At 38.5% G+C, this 18,406-nt stretch carries 18 protein-coding genes and 1 riboswitch; of the genes, 16 read left to right on the top strand and 2 right to left on the bottom strand.

All coding sequences use genetic code 11. The annotated features are described in order from the left end of the window. The first annotated feature begins 142 nt into the window (after positions 1-142). The 5 genes from sigX to FIU87_RS12020 all read left to right on the top strand — a co-directional run bounded on the left by sigX (position 143) and on the right by FIU87_RS12020 (position 5,038). Entirely contained in the window at positions 143-679 is a 537-nt protein-coding gene (gene sigX / locus FIU87_RS12040; RefSeq protein WP_152446535.1) for an RNA polymerase sigma factor SigX, read from the top strand. Further along, the gene (locus FIU87_RS12035) at positions 669-1,931 is read left to right on the top strand and encodes a hypothetical protein (protein WP_152444821.1); all 1,263 of its coding nucleotides are present in this window, start codon (positions 669-671) and stop codon (positions 1,929-1,931) included. Before sigX ends, FIU87_RS12035 begins: the two co-directional genes overlap by 11 nt. A 111-nt stretch (positions 1,932-2,042) precedes the next feature. Then, positions 2,043-3,329, top strand: a complete 1,287-nt coding sequence (locus FIU87_RS12030) for a GntP family permease (protein WP_152444820.1) — start codon at positions 2,043-2,045, stop codon at positions 3,327-3,329. A gap of 25 nt (positions 3,330-3,354) precedes the next feature. Next, a complete protein-coding gene (locus tag FIU87_RS12025) occupies positions 3,355-4,131 on the top strand; it encodes a 3-hydroxybutyrate dehydrogenase (protein WP_152444819.1) in 777 nt (258 codons plus the stop codon). A 94-nt stretch (positions 4,132-4,225) separates the two neighbouring features. Further along, positions 4,226-5,038 carry a histidinol-phosphatase gene (locus FIU87_RS12020; RefSeq protein WP_152444818.1) on the top strand — a complete coding sequence of 271 codons (813 nt, stop codon included), beginning with the start codon at positions 4,226-4,228 and terminating at the stop codon, positions 5,036-5,038. 259 nt (positions 5,039-5,297) lie between these two features. Here the strand turns inward: FIU87_RS12020 and serA are convergent, their stop codons facing one another. Then, the gene (serA, locus tag FIU87_RS12015; protein ID WP_152444817.1) at positions 5,298-6,863 is read right to left on the bottom strand and encodes a phosphoglycerate dehydrogenase; all 1,566 of its coding nucleotides are present in this window, start codon (positions 6,861-6,863) and stop codon (positions 5,298-5,300) included. A 193-nt stretch (positions 6,864-7,056) separates the two neighbouring features. Then, positions 7,057-7,194, top strand: a riboswitch (FMN riboswitch). 167 nt (positions 7,195-7,361) lie between these two features. Between serA and FIU87_RS12010 the strand changes: the two genes are divergently transcribed. Beyond that, positions 7,362-7,946 (top strand): ECF transporter S component, encoded by a 585-nt coding sequence (locus FIU87_RS12010; protein ID WP_152444816.1) that lies wholly within the window; start codon positions 7,362-7,364, stop codon positions 7,944-7,946. 44 nt (positions 7,947-7,990) lie between these two features. Here the strand turns inward: FIU87_RS12010 and FIU87_RS12005 are convergent, their stop codons facing one another. After that, positions 7,991-8,239, bottom strand: a complete 249-nt coding sequence (locus FIU87_RS12005; protein WP_010194489.1) for a ferredoxin — start codon at positions 8,237-8,239, stop codon at positions 7,991-7,993. A 261-nt stretch (positions 8,240-8,500) separates the two neighbouring features. On the opposite strand from FIU87_RS12005, the gene FIU87_RS12000 reads away from it, so the two are divergent. The 10 genes from FIU87_RS12000 to FIU87_RS11955 all read left to right on the top strand — a co-directional run bounded on the left by FIU87_RS12000 (position 8,501) and on the right by FIU87_RS11955 (position 18,250). Beyond that, positions 8,501-9,592 (top strand): YpbB family protein, encoded by a 1,092-nt coding sequence (locus FIU87_RS12000; RefSeq protein ID WP_216647463.1) that lies wholly within the window; start codon positions 8,501-8,503, stop codon positions 9,590-9,592. Then, a complete protein-coding gene (locus tag FIU87_RS11995; protein WP_152444814.1) occupies positions 9,564-11,090 on the top strand; it encodes a RecQ family ATP-dependent DNA helicase in 1,527 nt (508 codons plus the stop codon). The genes FIU87_RS12000 and FIU87_RS11995 overlap by 29 nt, the downstream gene beginning before the upstream one ends. Then, entirely contained in the window at positions 11,087-11,740 is a 654-nt protein-coding gene (locus FIU87_RS11990) for a CPBP family intramembrane glutamic endopeptidase (protein ID WP_253905401.1), read from the top strand. The genes FIU87_RS11995 and FIU87_RS11990 overlap by 4 nt, the downstream gene beginning before the upstream one ends. Beyond that, a complete protein-coding gene (locus FIU87_RS11985) occupies positions 11,730-12,422 on the top strand; it encodes a LysM peptidoglycan-binding domain-containing protein (RefSeq protein ID WP_172971045.1) in 693 nt (230 codons plus the stop codon). Before FIU87_RS11990 ends, FIU87_RS11985 begins: the two co-directional genes overlap by 11 nt. 110 nt (positions 12,423-12,532) lie before the next feature. Next, positions 12,533-12,994: a DUF2663 family protein gene (locus FIU87_RS11980; protein ID WP_172971044.1), complete on the top strand. Its 462-nt coding sequence runs from the start codon at positions 12,533-12,535 to the stop codon at positions 12,992-12,994. A 79-nt stretch (positions 12,995-13,073) separates the two neighbouring features. Then, entirely contained in the window at positions 13,074-13,847 is a 774-nt protein-coding gene (locus FIU87_RS11975) for a metallophosphoesterase (RefSeq protein ID WP_152444811.1), read from the top strand. Between the two features lie 140 nt (positions 13,848-13,987). Continuing rightward, positions 13,988-14,905, top strand: a complete 918-nt coding sequence (locus tag FIU87_RS11970; protein ID WP_152446533.1) for a MerR family transcriptional regulator — start codon at positions 13,988-13,990, stop codon at positions 14,903-14,905. 93 nt (positions 14,906-14,998) lie between these two features. Next, positions 14,999-15,586, top strand: a complete 588-nt coding sequence (locus FIU87_RS11965) for a genetic competence negative regulator (RefSeq protein WP_152444810.1) — start codon at positions 14,999-15,001, stop codon at positions 15,584-15,586. Between the two features lie 200 nt (positions 15,587-15,786). Continuing rightward, positions 15,787-17,067 (top strand): Glu/Leu/Phe/Val family dehydrogenase, encoded by a 1,281-nt coding sequence (locus FIU87_RS11960; RefSeq protein WP_152444809.1) that lies wholly within the window; start codon positions 15,787-15,789, stop codon positions 17,065-17,067. Between the two features lie 205 nt (positions 17,068-17,272). Next, positions 17,273-18,250: a YpdA family putative bacillithiol disulfide reductase gene (locus tag FIU87_RS11955; RefSeq protein WP_152444808.1), complete on the top strand. Its 978-nt coding sequence runs from the start codon at positions 17,273-17,275 to the stop codon at positions 18,248-18,250. The last annotated feature ends 156 nt before the right edge of the window (positions 18,251-18,406 follow it).

Below are 18,406 nucleotides of genomic sequence, written 5' to 3'. Positions count from 1 at the left end.
TGAGAAAAATAAAGGAATTTTGTCACAAAAGCACAAGAAAAACCTTCCAAAAATAGCTGTTCAAATTGTAATTTTTTTAATATATTTGTAATGTAACTTTTTTACTATAATATACGACTAATAAAATGAACGGAGGGAAATGATGAAAACCGTTTTTCAAGAGCTCTATGAAAAATATCACCAGGATCTATACCAATTCTTGTTTTATATGGTGAATAATAAAGAGCAAGCGGAGGACCTCGTTCAAGAAGTTTATATAAAGGTTTTGCGTTCTTATGATAGTTTCGAAGGGAAAAGCAGCGAGAAAACCTGGCTCTTTTCGATAGCAAAGCATGTAGCAATCGATTCCTTCCGTAAACAAAAAGGATGGAAAAACAAACTACTTGAGACCTTTGACTGGAACAAACAACAGGTAAAGGATAGTTCTCCATTGCCAGAAGAAATTGCCTTACAAAATGAGCAAGTACAACAAATGTACCGATGTCTCGATAAATGCAAGGTCGATCATCGACTAGTGCTGGTACTGAGGTACATACAGGCTTTATCTATTCAAGAAACAGCAAGTGTCCTAGGTTGGACAGAAAGCAAGGTGAAAACAACGCAACACCGAGCGTTGAAGGTATTAAAGACGTCTATGGAAGAGCTTCAAGAGAAAGGAGGTAACAGCAATGCGTCATAAAGACGACGAGCAAGTGGAGAAACTATTAAGGCAAATGCCAAAAATAAAAGATGATCGTGAAGTAAAAGATATATATCGAAACATTCAACCAGAGATAACAAGAATGCCAAAAAAATCAAAAATAATGCCATCGATCGCGTTAGTTGCAGCTTTAATGCTTTTAGCAATAGCGGTACCGATGTTTATGAATCAAATGAACACAGACTTAGGATTTAGTGGCTCTAATACTAGCTTTGATTCTACTAATGAAAGTAGTGGAAAAGATAAGGCGACGATGAGCGAAGAAGAGGAAAGTGCAGATGCTAACGTAGCCATGGAAACAACACATAAAGAGGAAGAAGTAGAGTCTTCTATAGGTGACGGCGAAAAAGAAGGGAAGTTTGCCGCTGCGGAAATGAATCAACCTGATGAAAAAACGTTTCTTGTCACCGCTTTAGATGATACAACACAAATGACGGTCACAGTTGGTGTTTCTACCGCTGAAACAGACGGAGATGGTCCTTTCATAGTTCCACTCACCGTCATTCATCCAAAAGAAAAAGACACAACCTATATACAGGCATTAAATAATGTGCGGAAAAAGATAGATTACGATCGGTATGGAACAATTTCTCCTATGATGAATGATGGAGGAGAAGTGAGCGAACAATCAGGAGGTAGTTCAGGTCCAGTGATTGATATTGCAGGCATGAACAAAGGTTTATCTTCTCTGCAAAATACGGCCTTTGAACGGGAGTTGAAGGAAACATTCCGATGGAACTATCAACGAATTGTGATAGCAAATAATGGTTCTACCAAGAATGTAGAGATAGGTAATCATGTTTATAATGAACCGCTTCTAATAGAACCACTTCCTAGAAGAGCGTACTATAAATATCAAGTAGGTGAGGTACCTTTATTAGTACCATCGCAAATGCATTACAAGGCGATTGGAGATACCCTCAATGCCATGAAAACGGTACCTGAGCAAGCGAGTTACAGTAGAGTAGAACCGTCTATTCCAGCTTCCATCATAGTCGAGGGTGTGAGAGTAGAAGATAATGTAGTTATCATAACTTTTGCCAATTCTTCCATACTAGAAGACAATGAGGAAACCATTTTCGCACTTGAGGCCATGATGATGGTAGCGAAGGAATTTAACATGAATGGGATAATATTTGAATCTGAACAAAATGGTAAGATTGGCAATATCATATTGAATGAGCAACTAGATGTGCCGATTGCAGCAAACTTCATTCCATACAATGAATAAAATATTAAGCGTACACAATGGTGTGCGCTTTTTGTTTTTGTACATATTCCCTTTTTTAACAGTAAATACTACTCCATATCTGCATTTTCTCCCAGATAAAGGAGGGTATTTATGTTAAGTATTATCGTTGGTCTTGTACTACTAATGGTTCTTGCTTACTTTGGTTGGTCCATCATTTGGATCGCGCCGCTTGTCTCTGCTGTGGTTGCGTTGTTAAGTGGTCTAGAGCTACTTCCTGCATACACCAATACATATATGACAGGATTCGTTGACTTTGCTAAACAGTGGTTTCCTGTTTTTTTATTAGGAGCTATTTTTGGGAAGCTGATGGAAGACACGGGTGCAGCGCAAGCAGTAGCATACAAAATTACAAAGGTGCTCGGGAAAAAACGCGCCATACTAGGAGTGCTCATAGCCGCAGCGGTTTTAACCTATGGTGGTGTTAGTCTATTCGTAGTGGTTTTTGCGATTTACCCTCTGGCCATTGCTCTGTTTAGAGAGGCTGATATATCCAGAAAGCTGTTGCCAGGAACATTTGCGCTAGGTGCCTTTACATTTACGATGACTGCGCTTCCCGGAACACCACAAATTCAAAATTTAATTCCCATTCCATACTTTAAAACAACCCCATTAGCTGCCCCAATAATGGGAATTGTCGCAGGTCTTATTATGGCTGTGGGAGGATATTTTTATCTTAAATGGAGAGAAGGTAGACTGACAAAGTCTGGGGACACCTTTGATGAACCAAGTAATGGGAAAGAAGTGAAGAAAATTAAAGAAGAGGAATTGCCAAATTGGATTCTATCTTTCATCCCATTAGTGATTGTGGTGGTCACATTAAATGGGTTGAAGTGGGATATCATTCCTTCTTTGATAGTTGGAACGCTTGCCATTATGATCTTTAACATCAAAAAATTTAAAGGCTTTATCAAAGCGATTAACAGCGGTGCTGCAGGGTCTGTCATGGCAATTATCAATACAAGTGCAGCCGTTGGATTCGGAGCAGTGGTTACTGCCGCCCCTGGCTTTGAAACTTTAACAGATATGTTGCTTGGCATAAAAGGGAATCCGCTCATTTCAGAGGCTCTATCCATTCAAATAATGGCGATGATAACAGGCTCTGCATCTGGTGGAATGGGAATCGCTCTAGAAGCCTTAGGAGATCAATACTATCAATTAGCACAAGCAACTGGAATGAATCCAGAAGCATTTCACAGAATTGCTTCCGTTGCCTCTGGGGCATCTATTCTCCCGCATAACGGTGCGTTGCTCACACTTTTTGCTGTAACGGGATTAACTCATAAAGATTCGTATATAGATATCGCATTTGTTGGCTTATTAATTCCAACCATTGCCGTTGTAGTATCCATCATTATGGCAAGTATAGGGATTATGTAAAATATTTTAACTGGAGGTTGGAAACATGGTAGAAAACAAAGTCGTTTTTATCACAGGTGCAGCACAAGGGATAGGTTATGAAATCGGAGAGCGATTTGCCGAAAACGGAGCAAAGGTTGCCATCTCAGATATCAATGAAGAAGGAATTGAAAAAGCAGTAAAGGAGCTAAGTGGCAAAGGCCATGAAGTATTTGGTGTGAAGTGTGATGTCACAAATGAAGAAGAAGTAAAAGTCGCACTAGATAAAACAAACAAGCATTTCGGATCTCTTGATATATTAATCAATAATGCAGGTATGCAGCATGTAGCTCCTATCGAGGAATTTTCGACTGAAAAATATGAGCTTCTTTTAAAAATCATGCTAATTGCACCATTTATTGCGACCAAACACGTTTTTCCTATAATGAAAAAGAATGGCTTTGGACGAATATTAAATATGGCTTCCATTAACGGACTCATAGGTTTTGCGGGAAAAGCAGGGTACAATAGCGCTAAGCATGGTGTAGTTGGATTAACAAAAGTTGCTGCGCTTGAAGGAGCCGAACATGGAATTACCGTAAATGCTCTATGCCCAGGTTATGTAGATACACCCCTTGTCCGCAATCAACTACAAGATTTAGCAAACACGAGGAATATCCCATTAGAAAAAGCGTTAGAACAAGTAATTTATCCTCTTGTCCCACAAAAAAGGCTATTATCGGTAGATGAAATTGCAGATTATGCGTTATTTTTAGCGAGTGATAAAGCAAAAGGGGTAACTGGACAGGCAGTTGTGATGGACGGAGGATATACTGCTCAGTAATATAAGCGCTTTTATAATGTATTGAAATAAAGTGTCCACAAACTCTCCTTAAGGTAGTATAATAAGCAACAAATGAGGAGAGGGTGAACAGGCTTTGCTGACAGACTATCATAATCATTTAGAGCGAGGAACACTTACATTAGACTATTTAAAGAAGTTTACGACAATGGCACGTCAAAAAGGGATAGAGGAGTTTGGGATTTCTGAACACGCCTATCATTTTTATCAAACGAAGGATATCATAAGTAATCCTTGGATGGAAGAACGAAGATATTATGATATGCAAGATTACCTAAAGCTCTTCCATGAGGCATGGAATGAAAATATCCCTGTGAAAATGTCAATTGAAATGGACTATACTCCTGGAAAGCATGCAGAAATGAAGAGGTTTATCGACGCTTATCCTTTTGATTATGTGATCGGTTCTATACATTGGGTAGAGGACTTTGGGATTGATTTAGCGGAGTTTAGAAAAGAGTGGGACCTTCGAGATACATATGAAGTTTACACCAAGTACTTTGATCAAGTAGTTACGTTAGCACAGTCAAATTTGTTCGATATTATCGGACATTTAGATTTGGTGAAAATTTTCAAGTATGTACCGGAAGATGAATCTTTTTTGTTAGAGCAATATGACCGTGCAGCCTCAGCGTTATCAGATTCTAAGACATGTGTAGAGATTAGTACCGCAGGTCTCAGAAAGCCAGTAGGGGAGCTTTATCCTGATAAAAGGCTTTTGCAAATGTGTTATGAGAAAGGTGTACCGATTGTTCTATCCTCAGATGCACATGTTCCAGAGCACGTAGGGGCAGATTATGACAAGGCAATTGAGTTGGCAAAGTCCGTTGGTTATTCTAAAATTATGACGTTCTCTAAAGGAGAGCGAACAGAACACGAATTGGGATAATAACTACTGAAGTAACCCCTTTTGGACTAATCTAGCTAGGAATTTGTAATAATCCAAATAAAACCGTGAGGAAAATGATTTTCCTCACGGTTTTTTGAACTTTTGCAATAAATTAACGATGTTTTAGACGGATTTTAACACGTTCGTCTGAAAAAGAGTAGAGTTGATGCCGAAATGCCTCGAGGTCACGACAAAAACCCCTAAGTTCATGCCAAGCTAATGTATCGATTTCTAAAATCGGTGTTAGCCGACATCCTCCTTATAAATCTAAAGTAATTGCAGATGAAATGTCCGGTATAAGAAGAATTTCATCAACGAGTTTTCTATCGATAGGTTGGTCAAAAGATAGCATCATGACAGCTTTTCCACCTTGAAGCATTCGTCCCACATGCATGGTGGCAATATTTGTTTCATGCTTCCCGAAAATATTTCCGAGCTGGCCAATTACTCCAGGTCGATCTTTGTGCTGCACATATAATAGGTGACCGCTTGGTGCAAAGTCGATGTCAAAGCCATTCATATGCACAATCCTAGCACCATACCCATCAATAAATGTGGCGCGTACAACCATGTTTATATCTTTGCCATTTGCCTCGACTTGAATGATGTTTGAGTACCCGTGACTTTCATCCGTATGCTTTTCTCCATAAGAAATTCCCCGTTCTTTCGCTATTGTAGCTGCATTCACTTCATTGACCGTAGTATCTACTCGATTTCTCAAGAATCCAGCAATAATACTTTTAGTCAAAATAGAGGTTTCCCACTCCGTGATTTTTCCTGCATAAGTAGCAGTAATATCTTCCACAGGTGTTTTCATGGCTTGAGAAAGAATAGAACCAACTGTTTTTCCCAGCTGATAGAACGGTTGGATTTTTTGGTAAACTTCTTTTGGAATGGTTGGTAGGTTGATACTTGTATGAACAGATTCGCCATTTAAATAGGCTAGCACATCCTTAGAGACCTGAAAGGCAACATTATATTGTGCTTCTTTCGTCGATGCCCCAAGGTGCGGAGTCACTATGACTCTTTCGTGCTGAATGAGATTATAGTTGGTTGGTGGTTCCACCTCAAACACATCTAAAGCGGCACCTGCCACATGTCCACTATTTAAATTGTTCAATAGAGCCTCTTCTTCAATTATTCCCCCACGTGCACAATTGACCAAATAGACTCCCTTTTTTAGTTGTGGAATCGTTTCTTTGTTGAATAATCCTTTTGTATCCTTTGTTAAGGGAGTATGCACAGTAATGATATCAGCACAAGACATAACCTCAGGTAGGGAAAGGGAAGTAACATTTAACTTTTCTGCCCTGTTTTCTGTTAAAAATGGATCATATACGACCACCTTCATTTGGAAGGCTTTCGCTCGTTTGGCAATTTCACTACCGATTCTTCCAAACCCAACAATCCCAAGTGTTTTTCCAAACAATTCTGTTCCGATATATTTTTTCCTATTCCATTCAGAACCTTTCACATTCATATTTGCTTGGGGGATGTGGCGGACCAATGAAGAGATCATCGCAAATGTATGTTCAGCCGTGGAAATGGTATTTCCATCAGGAGCATTAATGACCACCACCCCACGTTTGGTAGCTGCCTGAATATCAATATTGTCTACACCAACACCAGCTCTTGCAACTACCTGAAGGTTAGGAAGACTATTTAGAAGTTCATCATCTACGTTAGTAGCACTTCTAACTAACAGGGCATGAATATCTTCAGAAGGGTAATTTTCTTTATTTCGATATACTTTTACATTTTCTGCGCTTAATAATGGAGCGAGCCCATCCGCACTTATAGCATCAGCAACTAACACATGAAACATTGTGGCAAAACCTCCATATTTCATAAAATTTCTGATAATTTAACATCTTAACGCGTTAGTGTCAATAAGAAAAGGAAAGGTCATACCTTTGTAAGCGCTTATTGTTGCGTTTTCCCTATATAAAATGAGTAGTTATTCATTTCTCTTCCCTTTTTACTATTTTTTGAGTATAATAAAGTCGTAACTAAATATGATCTATCTTCGGGGCAGGGTGAAATTCCCGACCGGCGGTGATGAGGAAAGTATCTCTAAGCCCGCGAGCCTTCTTATGGGGGCAGGATTTGGTGTGATTCCAAAGCCGACAGTATAGTCTGGATGGGAGAAGATGGAGGTTCAAGGCTGTTAAAATTTATATATTTTAACGCTTGTTTGTTGATGCCTTCAAAAGTTCCCGTTTGTTTCGATAACAAACGGTTTTTTTGTGTCATCAATAGTAAGCAGCTACTTGAATTCTCTTCTTTGTACGAGGTGGATCTCCATTAAAAAGGAGAGAGAAGAATGAATCAATCAAAACGCATCAAAAAAATGGTAACAGTGGGGATGTTAAGTGGGATATCCTACATGCTTATGTGGCTGAGTTTTCCTCTACCGCTTTTACCTCCATTTTTATCGGTAGACTTTAGTGATGTACCCGCTTTACTTGCAGCTATTCTATTTGGACCAGTTGCCGGAATTACCGTAGAAGCAATAAAAAATATCTTGCATTATATTGCTCAAGGGAGTTTAACGGGAGTTCCTGTCGGACAGCTCGCTAATTTTACTGCTGGATTGCTATTTATCTTGCCAACTTACTTCGTATTTAATAAAATTCGTTCCACAAAAGGGTTAGGAATTGGCCTTATTACAGGAACGTTTTCTATGGCACTGTTAATGAGCATCCTCAATTATTTTGTATTTTTACCTGCATTTACGTACTTTCTGGGAATTCCATTCGGAACTTCCGCTGATGTCATTAAGTTAGTGGTAACTGGAATTCTTCCGTTTAATATTATAAAAGGATTAATTGTTACGGTGTTATTCTTGATTGTTTATAAAAAATTAGCAGTTTGGATGAACCGTCAGCTTGAAGTGAAAAATATATAAATAGAAAAAAACCGTGGACCAGGATGGTTCACGGTTTTTGTGTACTATTCAAATTTTAGTGCGTCGCCATCGAATGGCTCGTCAGCAATTTTGATGGAGTCTGTAGGACATCCTTCAAACGCATCCATCATATCTTCTTCAAGAACATCTGGAATTTCAACAATACCTTGGTTGTCATCAAGGGTTACAAATGCAATACCCTCATCATCGTAGTCGTAAATGTCTGGTGCTGCAGCGCCACATGCACCGCAAGCGATACAAGTATCTTTGTCAACAATCGTATACTTTGCCATGAAAAAACCTCCCAATTTTGTAACTAGTCCATAGGATGAACTTTTTCGTTATTCCAATAAATGGTTGAAAAAGTGTACCTCATACTACATATTGTAAAGCTGTTTTCTCAACATTTCAATAGGAAAGTCATTGAGAATGCTTATCATACAAGGGTTTCTGCACATATCGTTAGAGTACCCGAGGAAAAGATGGGATAAACATGTCGCAAGTGACAAATTTTTGATAAAATGTCTTTAGGGGAAGAAAGGTGTAGAATTTTGATGAAATCCTTTGAATATTTATGTTTGTTTTGTATCCAATCCTTTCGAGGAGAAAGAAGTATTTCTGCAATTTATCATCTTTTCCGAGGGAAAAAATCTTCGCAAACGATTCAGGACACAAACATTTTTTCCTTACAGCTATTGTATGGAGTATTCCCAGAAATGCAACGAGAATTTCTTGAAAACACCATCTATAACTTAGAACATGCTGAAATGATAAAAGAGGTCGAAGTTGGACACTATCGGCTCACACATATTGGGAAATTAACCTTAACGGAAAATGCCTCTCGCTTTCCTCTTGATCCATATTTAAATGGTTACAGATACAAAGATAGCAGTGCAAAGTTTTGGGAAAGGTATGCATTGCTGATTCAAACCCTGTCTAATCTAGAAGGAAATGAAAAATCTTTTATCCCTATTACATACGACGAACCTGTACAAAGCTGGGTAAAGGGTTTTCTTCTCCAGTATCGAGGCAAAACGAAAAAACAGCTTCTTGACGTCTTATATGAAGAAACGTCAACGATACTAGAGCAGGTCCCCACTCTACAGTCAGAGGTTTTGGTGCTTCAGTTGTCAGGGTATCAGCGGGCGGGATTAACGCTCTCACAGCTAGCCAAGCTCTTACAAAAGGATCCTGTATGGATTCAAATTCAATTTTTAAGTGTACTTCATTATTTTGTTCAAATACTTGAACAAAAAGAGGCGATAACCTCTTTCCCGATACTTTTTTCTATATGTAGAGATTTACTGTCACGTCCTCATCTTACAGAAACAACACAAAAAACGTTACATTATTTAAAAATGGGCTTTTCTCTTTTTGAAATTGCACAAGCTAGGAGCTTGAAAATCAGCACCATTGAGGACCACATTGTCGAGCTAGCAATGCAAAAAAAAGGATTTTCCATTCTGCCGTATGTTTCTGATGAGGAGATAGCTGAAATAAAAACAGTCATTGATAAGTGTCAGACTCATCAGCTTAGAAAGATTAAAAGCGAATTGCAAAATGAGACAATCTCCTATTTCCAAATCAGACTCGTACTGACGAGAATGGAGGATAACAATGGATCTAGAAAAACTGTTACTAGCTAAGACTGGATTTTCTTCTTTTAAGTCAGGACAAAAGGAAATCATAGAGGATGTTCTTCACAAAAAGGATGTCATGGCCCTTCTCCCAACAGGAGGAGGTAAATCCCTTTGTTATCGTCTTGCTGCTTACGGACTGGAAGGTTCGGTTGTCATTGTCTCACCACTTCTATCTCTAATGGAAGACCAAGTTCAGCAGTTTAAAGCACAAGGAGAGAAAAGTGTAATTGCCATAAATTCCTTTCTTACGTACCAAGAAAAAGAGCGACTGCTACGTGAAGACCTTTTTAATTTCAAATTTATCTTTGTTTCTCCTGAGATGTTGCAGGTGGATAAATGGATGAAAAAATTGCAGGCATTAAGAATTGCGCTTTTTGTTGTAGATGAAGCACATTGTGTTTCTCAGTGGGGGCATGATTTTCGTACCGATTATTTAAAGCTGGGGAGAGTAAAAGAAGCACTTGGCTCTCCCCCTGTCCTCGCACTAACAGCAACAGCAACCTTCGCGGTGCTTGAGGACATGAAGACTATTTTGTGTATGAAAAATCCCATCAAGCATATCCACTCTCTTGACAGACCAAACATAGCACTGCAAGTAGAAGAGGTAGAAAGTAACGTTGATAAGCGTGACAGGCTATTGGAACTAGTGCAAAATCTGCAGTCTCCGGGGATTGTTTATTTTTCAAGCCGGACAAAGGCAGAGGAGGTTTGTGCTTTTCTAGAGGAACAAGGGGTGAACAAAATTGCTTTTTATCATGCAGGTTTACCGCAGGAACAAAGAATTCTATTGCAGCAACAATTTATTTTAGATCAGCTAGACATTATCCTCTGTACAAGTGCATTTGGAATGGGAATAAATAAAACAAATGTACGCTATGTCATTCATTATCATCAACCAACCCAGCTAGAGTCATACGTGCAGGAAATTGGTCGGGCAGGTAGAGGTGGAGCGGAGAGTATCGCCATTCTTCTAAGAAGCGCAGAGGATTATAGAATGCCAGCTTTTATGATAGAAAATGAACTGCCAGACCCTGCGTGGGTTCAGAACATTTTGCAAGAGCTATTGACTGGCGAGGAGGAAATCACGGAAGCTCCTGAGTCCCTTTTGAAGGAGTGGATTCAAAGGTTTCCAGATCAAGAAGCACACTGTCGGTATTTAAAATATCAGCTGGATGTTATCCTTGAAAAGCTTGGACCACTTACTCAAACATCATTCTCCTCCTTTATGGCATTACTTTCAGGTAATATAGAGAGTCGTACGATTTCTAAATTAGAGAAGTTGGAATTTTTTAACGGTTGGATTGATTCCACTGATTGTAGAAGGAAGCAATTATTAAGTTATTTTGATGAAATAATGAATTCAAGCCCTATGAAATGTTGTGATAGATGTGGGTTAGAACTAACACACTATTTTCACAAGGAAAGGGAAGAACGTGGGAAAAACGTGCAAATGAAATGGCGTGACCTTTTAAAAACGATATGTTGGCAGGAAGTTGAACCGTGAAAAATAATCAAGCAGAATTAGTAAAACAAATGTCACCAAAAGAGCTTCTTTTTCACCTATACTTATCACAGCTTGTGTTTTTAGTATTAGGCATCATAGCAGCATTTTTCCTCTTTGACGACTATAGAGCTTTTATTGGGATCCTGCAATGGCATGTTTGGGACATTTTTGTACTAGGTACAGCACTAGCATTCACCGTTGTTCTTTTGGATATCATGGTGATGAAATTTGCCTCAAAAGAGCTCTTTGATGATGGTGGAATTAATGAGAAGATGTTTCAAACTAGAACCATTCCTCATATCCTTTGGCTAGCATTTATCATTTCGGTATCTGAGGAGCTATTATTCCGAGGGGTGATTCAGACTCATGCAGGTATCTGGATTGCAAGTGTTCTTTTTGCAATCCTTCATATACGTTATTTGAATAAGTGGTTTCTATTTTTATCAGTTCTAGTTGTTAGTTTTCTTTTAGGTGTGATTTATGAATGGACCAACAATCTCCTTGTAACAATTTGGGCTCATTTCTTAATTGATGCTTTGTTGGCTGTGAAAATAAGAATAGATTATTTAAGGAAACAAAACGGAATTTATAATCGGCCTTCTATACAAGAAGAGCGTGATGAAAATAGGAGTGGACAGAATGAACAGTAATAAAGGATATGACCAGGCAGATGGATTAAGGGAAGAAGTACAAAGAGAAGCAGAAAGGCTACCTTCTAGAAGTGAACTACATGCGCACAAACATAGAAAATCCACCAAAACCAAATGGAAGGTGAGTTTTCCGTTTGTTCGCTTAATGGGGATCCTTTTCTTACTTATTCCTATCACGATCTTGGCCATCCACTTTAATGGCCAGGACTCCAATGTGTTAAGTAAGCTATTTACACCACCTGTAAAGAATGTAGAGCCAATTTCCATGCCGGTGACAGCAGCAGCTGAAACGGATCAGTCGAAAGAGGAAGATATTCAAGACACCGAGGAAGAACCTGTGAAGGAAAGTAATGATGTTGAAGACGAAGTAACTACTGTTAGCGATACTGATACAAATAATAAATCCTCACAAGAAGAAACGGAAACAACTACTAGCAACGAGACCGTCACTGAATCTGAAGAAGAATCAGAAACGTCAACAGAAGAAGTGGAAGAGGAAGCTCATCAAGAATCGAACGTTGAATATATAGAGCATCTTGTACAAGAAAATGAAACCCTTTATCGAATATCTATGAAATACTATGGATCAAGAGAGGGAGAACAAATCATTATCGATCATAATAACTTAACAAATGGACAAGTTAATGTGGGTCAAACGTTGATAATTCCAAAGAATAGATAATAATAAAGAAGGTGCTCAAGATGTTGAGCGCCTTTTTTTGTGTCTATTCCTCAATCATAGATTGTCCCATTAAAGCATAGTGTACTAATAGGATTGGGATGAAAGAAGGGATGAAGATGGAACCAACGATAAGTTCACTAAACCATCATACAGACGAGGCGACAAAACGAACACTCCAGCTGTTAGTCGAAAAAAAAAGAAAGTTTGATGGATTTAAAAAAAGAGAATACAGGTGGCGCATAGCATGCTGTGTGACACTTGGGATCTTTATTATGTATATCTACATTTTTATCGTACAAAATGCGTACTCAGCAGCAAACGGGTTCTCTTATTTTTTTGATCGTTCCATTCACTTTTGGGTGGTTATGTTTATTGGTTTTCAGCTTGGAATGATAAAATACCTTCTTTACAAAAAAGACAAATCAGAAAAAGAGTATCATGAACTTAGGAAGGAATTAATTCGTCGAAGTGATGATTACTGGCCAATTCCAAGTGATTGGAAGCAAAGGCATCAGGTATTTGATATGATGAAAAAACAATTTGATATTAACCTCTATCATGAAACGAAGTAAGGATTGTAGCAGGGGATGCTGCCATTGTGGTATAGTACCGTTTAGAGAAAAGTTCTTGCCATAAAGGGGAAGTTATCTAATGATATTGACACTTGTTGCCTTTGCGATAGGAGTTCTAGGTTTAATACTGCTCTTATACATGTATCAGTTAGCAAAACAAGAAAATATAAAAAAACATACCTTGTCATTTCCGGAGTTTCCAAAAAGCTTTGGTAGTGTTACTATTTTTTTTATTTCTGATATTCATAAACGGTCTATTTCAGAAAGCTTTATCGACAGCATAAAAGATAAAGTAGATGTGGTCATTATTGGAGGAGACCTTACAGAGAAAAATGTTCCTCTTGAGCGGGTGTCAGAAAATATTAACAAGTTAAAACAACTCGGTCTAACGTTTTTTGTCTGGGGCAACAATGATTATGAAATAGATTATCATGAGCTCGATGCACTGCTACTCCAAAATGGAGTGAAGATTCTTGATAACAGTAGTTATTTATTTGAATCAGAAGCAGGAGATAAGTTAGAGCTTATTGGAGTGGATGACCTTGTACATCAACGAGATAGACTGGATCTCGCGATGGAAAATACTAGTGATGACAGCTTTAAAATCTTAATAAGTCATGAACCTCAAATAGTAACGAAGTTCTCAAAAGAAGCAGGGATTAGCTTAGTACTTTCCGGTCATACCCATGGAGGACAGATAAGAATCTTTGGATTTGGTCCTCATGAAAAGGGAGGCATTAAACACCTCTCCCACACAACGTTACTTGTAAGCAATGGTTTTGGAACTACCCTTGTTCCTTTTAGATTAGGAGCGGAGCCTGAAACCCACTTGATAAAAATAACGACAAAATAAGGATTAAGTATGCACCTGTTTAAACAGCAGGTGTTTTTATGTTCTTATAATGTTATTCAAAACCTATCCAAAATTTACACAGCGGCTTTCTTTTTATATAATCCATGGTAAGGATTATGTTATGGAAGAAAGGGATTCGTATGGCAAATAATGAAGGCAAGTACAATATTAAAGCAGCATCAAAAAAATTAGGTATACAACCAGGTACGCTTCGGGCATGGGAACGCAGATATCAAATCATTGCTCCTGTAAGAAATGAGTCTGGTCACCGTCTATATACCGAGGAGCATATGAGAATTCTCACATGGCTCATCCAAAAAGTAAACAAAGGCTTTACCATTAGTCAAGCAGTAGCATTGTTAGAGAAAAATAATTATGCTCTAATAGATGCTGATACTGCGAGCGCCAACGATAAACAGGAGGACCTTTCCTCAGACTTGTTACACCAGCTTCTTTCTGCACTCTTGGAGTTTGATGAGGGTACTGCCCACGAGTTAATGGATAGAATTTTTAGCCTCTATTCCGTTGATAAAGTATTGGTAGATATTCTTGGGACGCTTTTAGTAAAAATAGGTGATATGTGGGAAAAGAATGAAATTACAAGTGCTCATGAACATTTTGCTTCTGCTTTTTTACGCTCGCGAATTGGAATCATTTTACACGGGTTACCTGTTAATGGATTTTTACCTAAAACCGTTTCGGTATGCGGACCTGGAGAATGGCATGAGCTCGGCTTATTAATCTACACACTTTTTGTAAGAAGGAAGGGTTTTGAAACCATCTATTTAGGTACAAGTATCGCTGATGATGATATTCACATCGTATTGGAAGAAGTGAAGCCTAAATTTCTCTTTTTATCTTGCACGCTTTCAAGCAACCTGCCTAAAACCTTGGAACTTGTTGATAAATTAGGTCAGCAATATAAAGACCTCATCATCGGATTAGGTGGACATGCGGTTGATATGATGTCACAAGCAAAGAAAACAGCGTATCAGAAACATTTAATCGGCAGTTCTATGAAGGAATGGGAAGAGTGGTTAAGAGTTAGAGTGAATTAATATAAGTTTCTGCCAGTTCGTCAAGAACCAACCGGATTACTTTTTCATAAAATGTAAGAAGCTAGCGGGTGTAATGGTTGGGAGGAGTCTTTCATGCGGCTGGAACGCTTAAACTATAATAAGATTAAGATTTTCCTTACATTTGATGACTTGGAAGAGCGTGGGTTGACGAAAGAGGATCTCTGGAAGGATTCGCATAAAGTTCACCAGCTGTTTCGGGATATGATTGATGAGGCAAGTGAGGAACTTGGCTTTGAAGTAAATGGCTCCATCAATGTCGAGGTATATGCCTTACAAGCACAGGGGATGGTCGTGATTGTGACCTCTTCTGATGAAGAAGACATGGATGATGAATTTAGTGAAGAATATATTGAAATGCAAGTTACAGTAGATGAAAGTCAAGAGTTATTCTATGTGTTTCAATCCTTTGATCATCTTATTGATTTAGCTAAAAGGCTAAAGAGTTTTCAGGTGAATGGTGGAACAATTTTTTCCTACGAAGGTATGTTTTATCTGTTATTTGAGGAACAATTGGATTTGGGTTTAGAAATTGATACTATGATTGCTCTTTTATCCGAGTATGGGACGCCTTCAACAATGACGACTCATAGAATTGAAGAGTATGGGAAGACAATAATGAAAGAAAATGCGATGAAGCAATTGATTACTTATTTTGGGTAAAACAACAACCTATGCACTGGATATTTGGGTGTCATGGGTTGTTTGTATTTTCAGAGAATTCCTACTTTTTGTAAACGGTTTCATTTTTTCAATAAAAGTTTATTTTCTATCTTTGCATAAGAGTACGGAAGGTGTATACTATGTCATGAAGATGGACTATTTTTATATTACTATTGTGAGACAATCTAGGAGGTTTACTTATGGTAGCCGAAAAAAGCAATGAACAGAAAAACTCTAACGAAGATAAGTTAGATGTATTGAAATCGACACAAGTTGTGATACATAAAGCATTAGAGAGGCTAGGCTATCCTGAAGAAGTTTATGAACTGCTAAAAGAACCAATGCGTTTACTTACCGTGAAAATTCCAGTAAGAATGGATGATGGCTCTGTCAAAATCTTTACGGGGTACCGTGCTCAGCACAATGACGCTGTCGGACCTACAAAAGGTGGCATTCGTTTTCATCCAAACGTTACGGAAAAAGAAGTGAAAGCTCTTTCTATCTGGATGAGTTTAAAATGTGGTATTGTGGACCTTCCTTATGGAGGAGGGAAAGGCGGTATAGTATGTGATCCGCGTGAAATGTCCTTCCGTGAATTGGAAAGACTAAGCCGAGGATATGTACGTGCGATTAGTCAGATTGTAGGACCGACAAAGGATATTCCAGCACCTGACGTATTCACTAACTCGCAAATTATGGCTTGGATGATGGATGAATATAGCAGAATTGATGAATTTAACTCTCCTGGATTTATTACTGGTAAACCTTTAGTATTAGGAGGTTCTCATGGTAGAGAATCTGCAACAGCAAAAGGGGTAACCATTTGTATACGAGAAGCAGCAAAAAAGAAAGGCATCAGCATTGAAGGAGCACGTGTTGTCGTTCAAGGCTTCGGAAATGCTGGAAGTTACCTAGCAAAATTCATGCATGATGCAGGAGCAAAAGTTGTTGGAATTTCCGATGCCTACGGTGGTTTATATGATCCAAATGGTCTTGATATAGATTACCTCCTAGACCGTCGTGACAGCTTTGGAACAGTAACGAAACTATTTAATAATACTATTACAAATAAAGAGTTATTGGAGCTTGAATGTGATATTTTAGTTCCTGCAGCAATTGAAAACCAAATTACCGAAGATAATGCACACAACATCCGTGCAAAAATCGTTGTAGAGGCTGCTAACGGTCCAACGACAATTGAAGCTACTCAAATTTTGACAGACCGTGGTGTGCTTTTAGTTCCTGATGTGCTAGCTAGTGCTGGTGGTGTGACGGTATCTTACTTTGAATGGGTACAAAACAACCAAGGTTTCTACTGGACTGAAGAGGAAGTAGAAGAAAGACTGGAAAATGTAATGGTTAAATCCTTTAACAATGTTTACGAAACAGCTCAAAGCCGAAGAGTGGATATGAGATTATCTGCTTATATGGTTGGTGCTCGAAAAATGGCAGAAGCCTCCCGTTTCAGAGGCTGGATTTAAAAATTTGCACATCATCACCCAATCCCCTATCATATTGGATAGGGGATTTTATATTTGACTATATTTTTTACAAAATGGTGTTAAATAGCAGTATTTAGCTGTTAATTGGAGCATATTGATTCCCGCGGGAAGGAAGCGGAGCATTTTGCGAAAATTACAGCCGTATTATAGAGCCCTTATTATTTAAATCGGAGTTGAAACTACATTGATCCAAAGAGATATCATCATCGTAGGAGGAGGTCCTTGCGGGCTTGCTGCAGCAATAGCCCTTAAGGAAAAAGGTTATTCCCCGCTTGTAATAGAAAAAGGCAATATTGTAAATGCCATTTATCATTACCCAACACATCAAACCTTTTTCAGCTCAAGCGAAAAGCTTGAAATTGGAAACGTACCATTCATTACAGAAAACAGAAAGCCTGTCCGCATGCAGGCCTTAACGTACTATCGGGAAGTCGTAAAGCGTAAAGAGATTGAAATAAACAGCTATGAAAAAGTAGAGAAAGTGGAGAAACAAGAGGACGGGAGGTTTATTGTCATTACCTCTAAAGAGAGCTATGTGACTTCTAACGTCATTATCGCTACTGGCTACTATGACAACCATAATAAGCTTAACGTGCCAGGGGCTGATTTAAAGAAGGTTTCGCATTACTTTAAAGAGGGTCATCCTTACTTTCATAAAAAAGTGGCAGTCCTTGGAGGGAAAAACTCAAGCGTTGATGCAGCCATTGAATTGGTAAAGGCGGATGCTGATGTAACGGTTATCTACCGAGGAGCTTCTTACTCTCCTAGTGTAAAACCATGGATACTTCCTGAATTTGATGCACTAGTTCGCAATGGCACGATTCGAATGGAATTTGAAGCTAATATTAAAGAAATAAAACAAAAAGAACTCACTTTTATCAACAAAGAAAAAGAAGAAGTTACGATTGAAAATGATTATGTCTTTGCTATGATAGGCTACCACCCAGACCATTCTTTTTTAACAAAAATGGGAGTAAAGATTGATGAAGATTCTGGTCGACCTTCCTTTAATGAAGAAACAATGGAAACAAATGTGGAGGGTATCTTTATTGCTGGTGTTATTGCAGCAGGTAACAATGCAAATGAAATCTTTATTGAAAATGGCCGTTTCCATGGTGGAATGATTGCCGAATGTATACAAAAAAGAGCAGCCCACTCATAATGGCGCTGCTCTTTACTTTATTAATGGGTTGTTTTCGTAAACTTTGTTGCAACTGTGTATAGATAAGACACCCGAAATCAACCTTGCTGTCGTGCTCTTTTCGTGGAAGTTGGATTAAGGTTGGAAAAAGCCTTCAAGCCGACTTTTCCTTGGTAA

The organism is Bacillus sp. THAF10, assembly GCF_009363695.1.
GTDB lineage: Bacteria > Bacillota > Bacilli > Bacillales > Bacillaceae_I > Sutcliffiella_A.
This window is presented reverse-complemented; position numbering and strand designations above follow the sequence as displayed.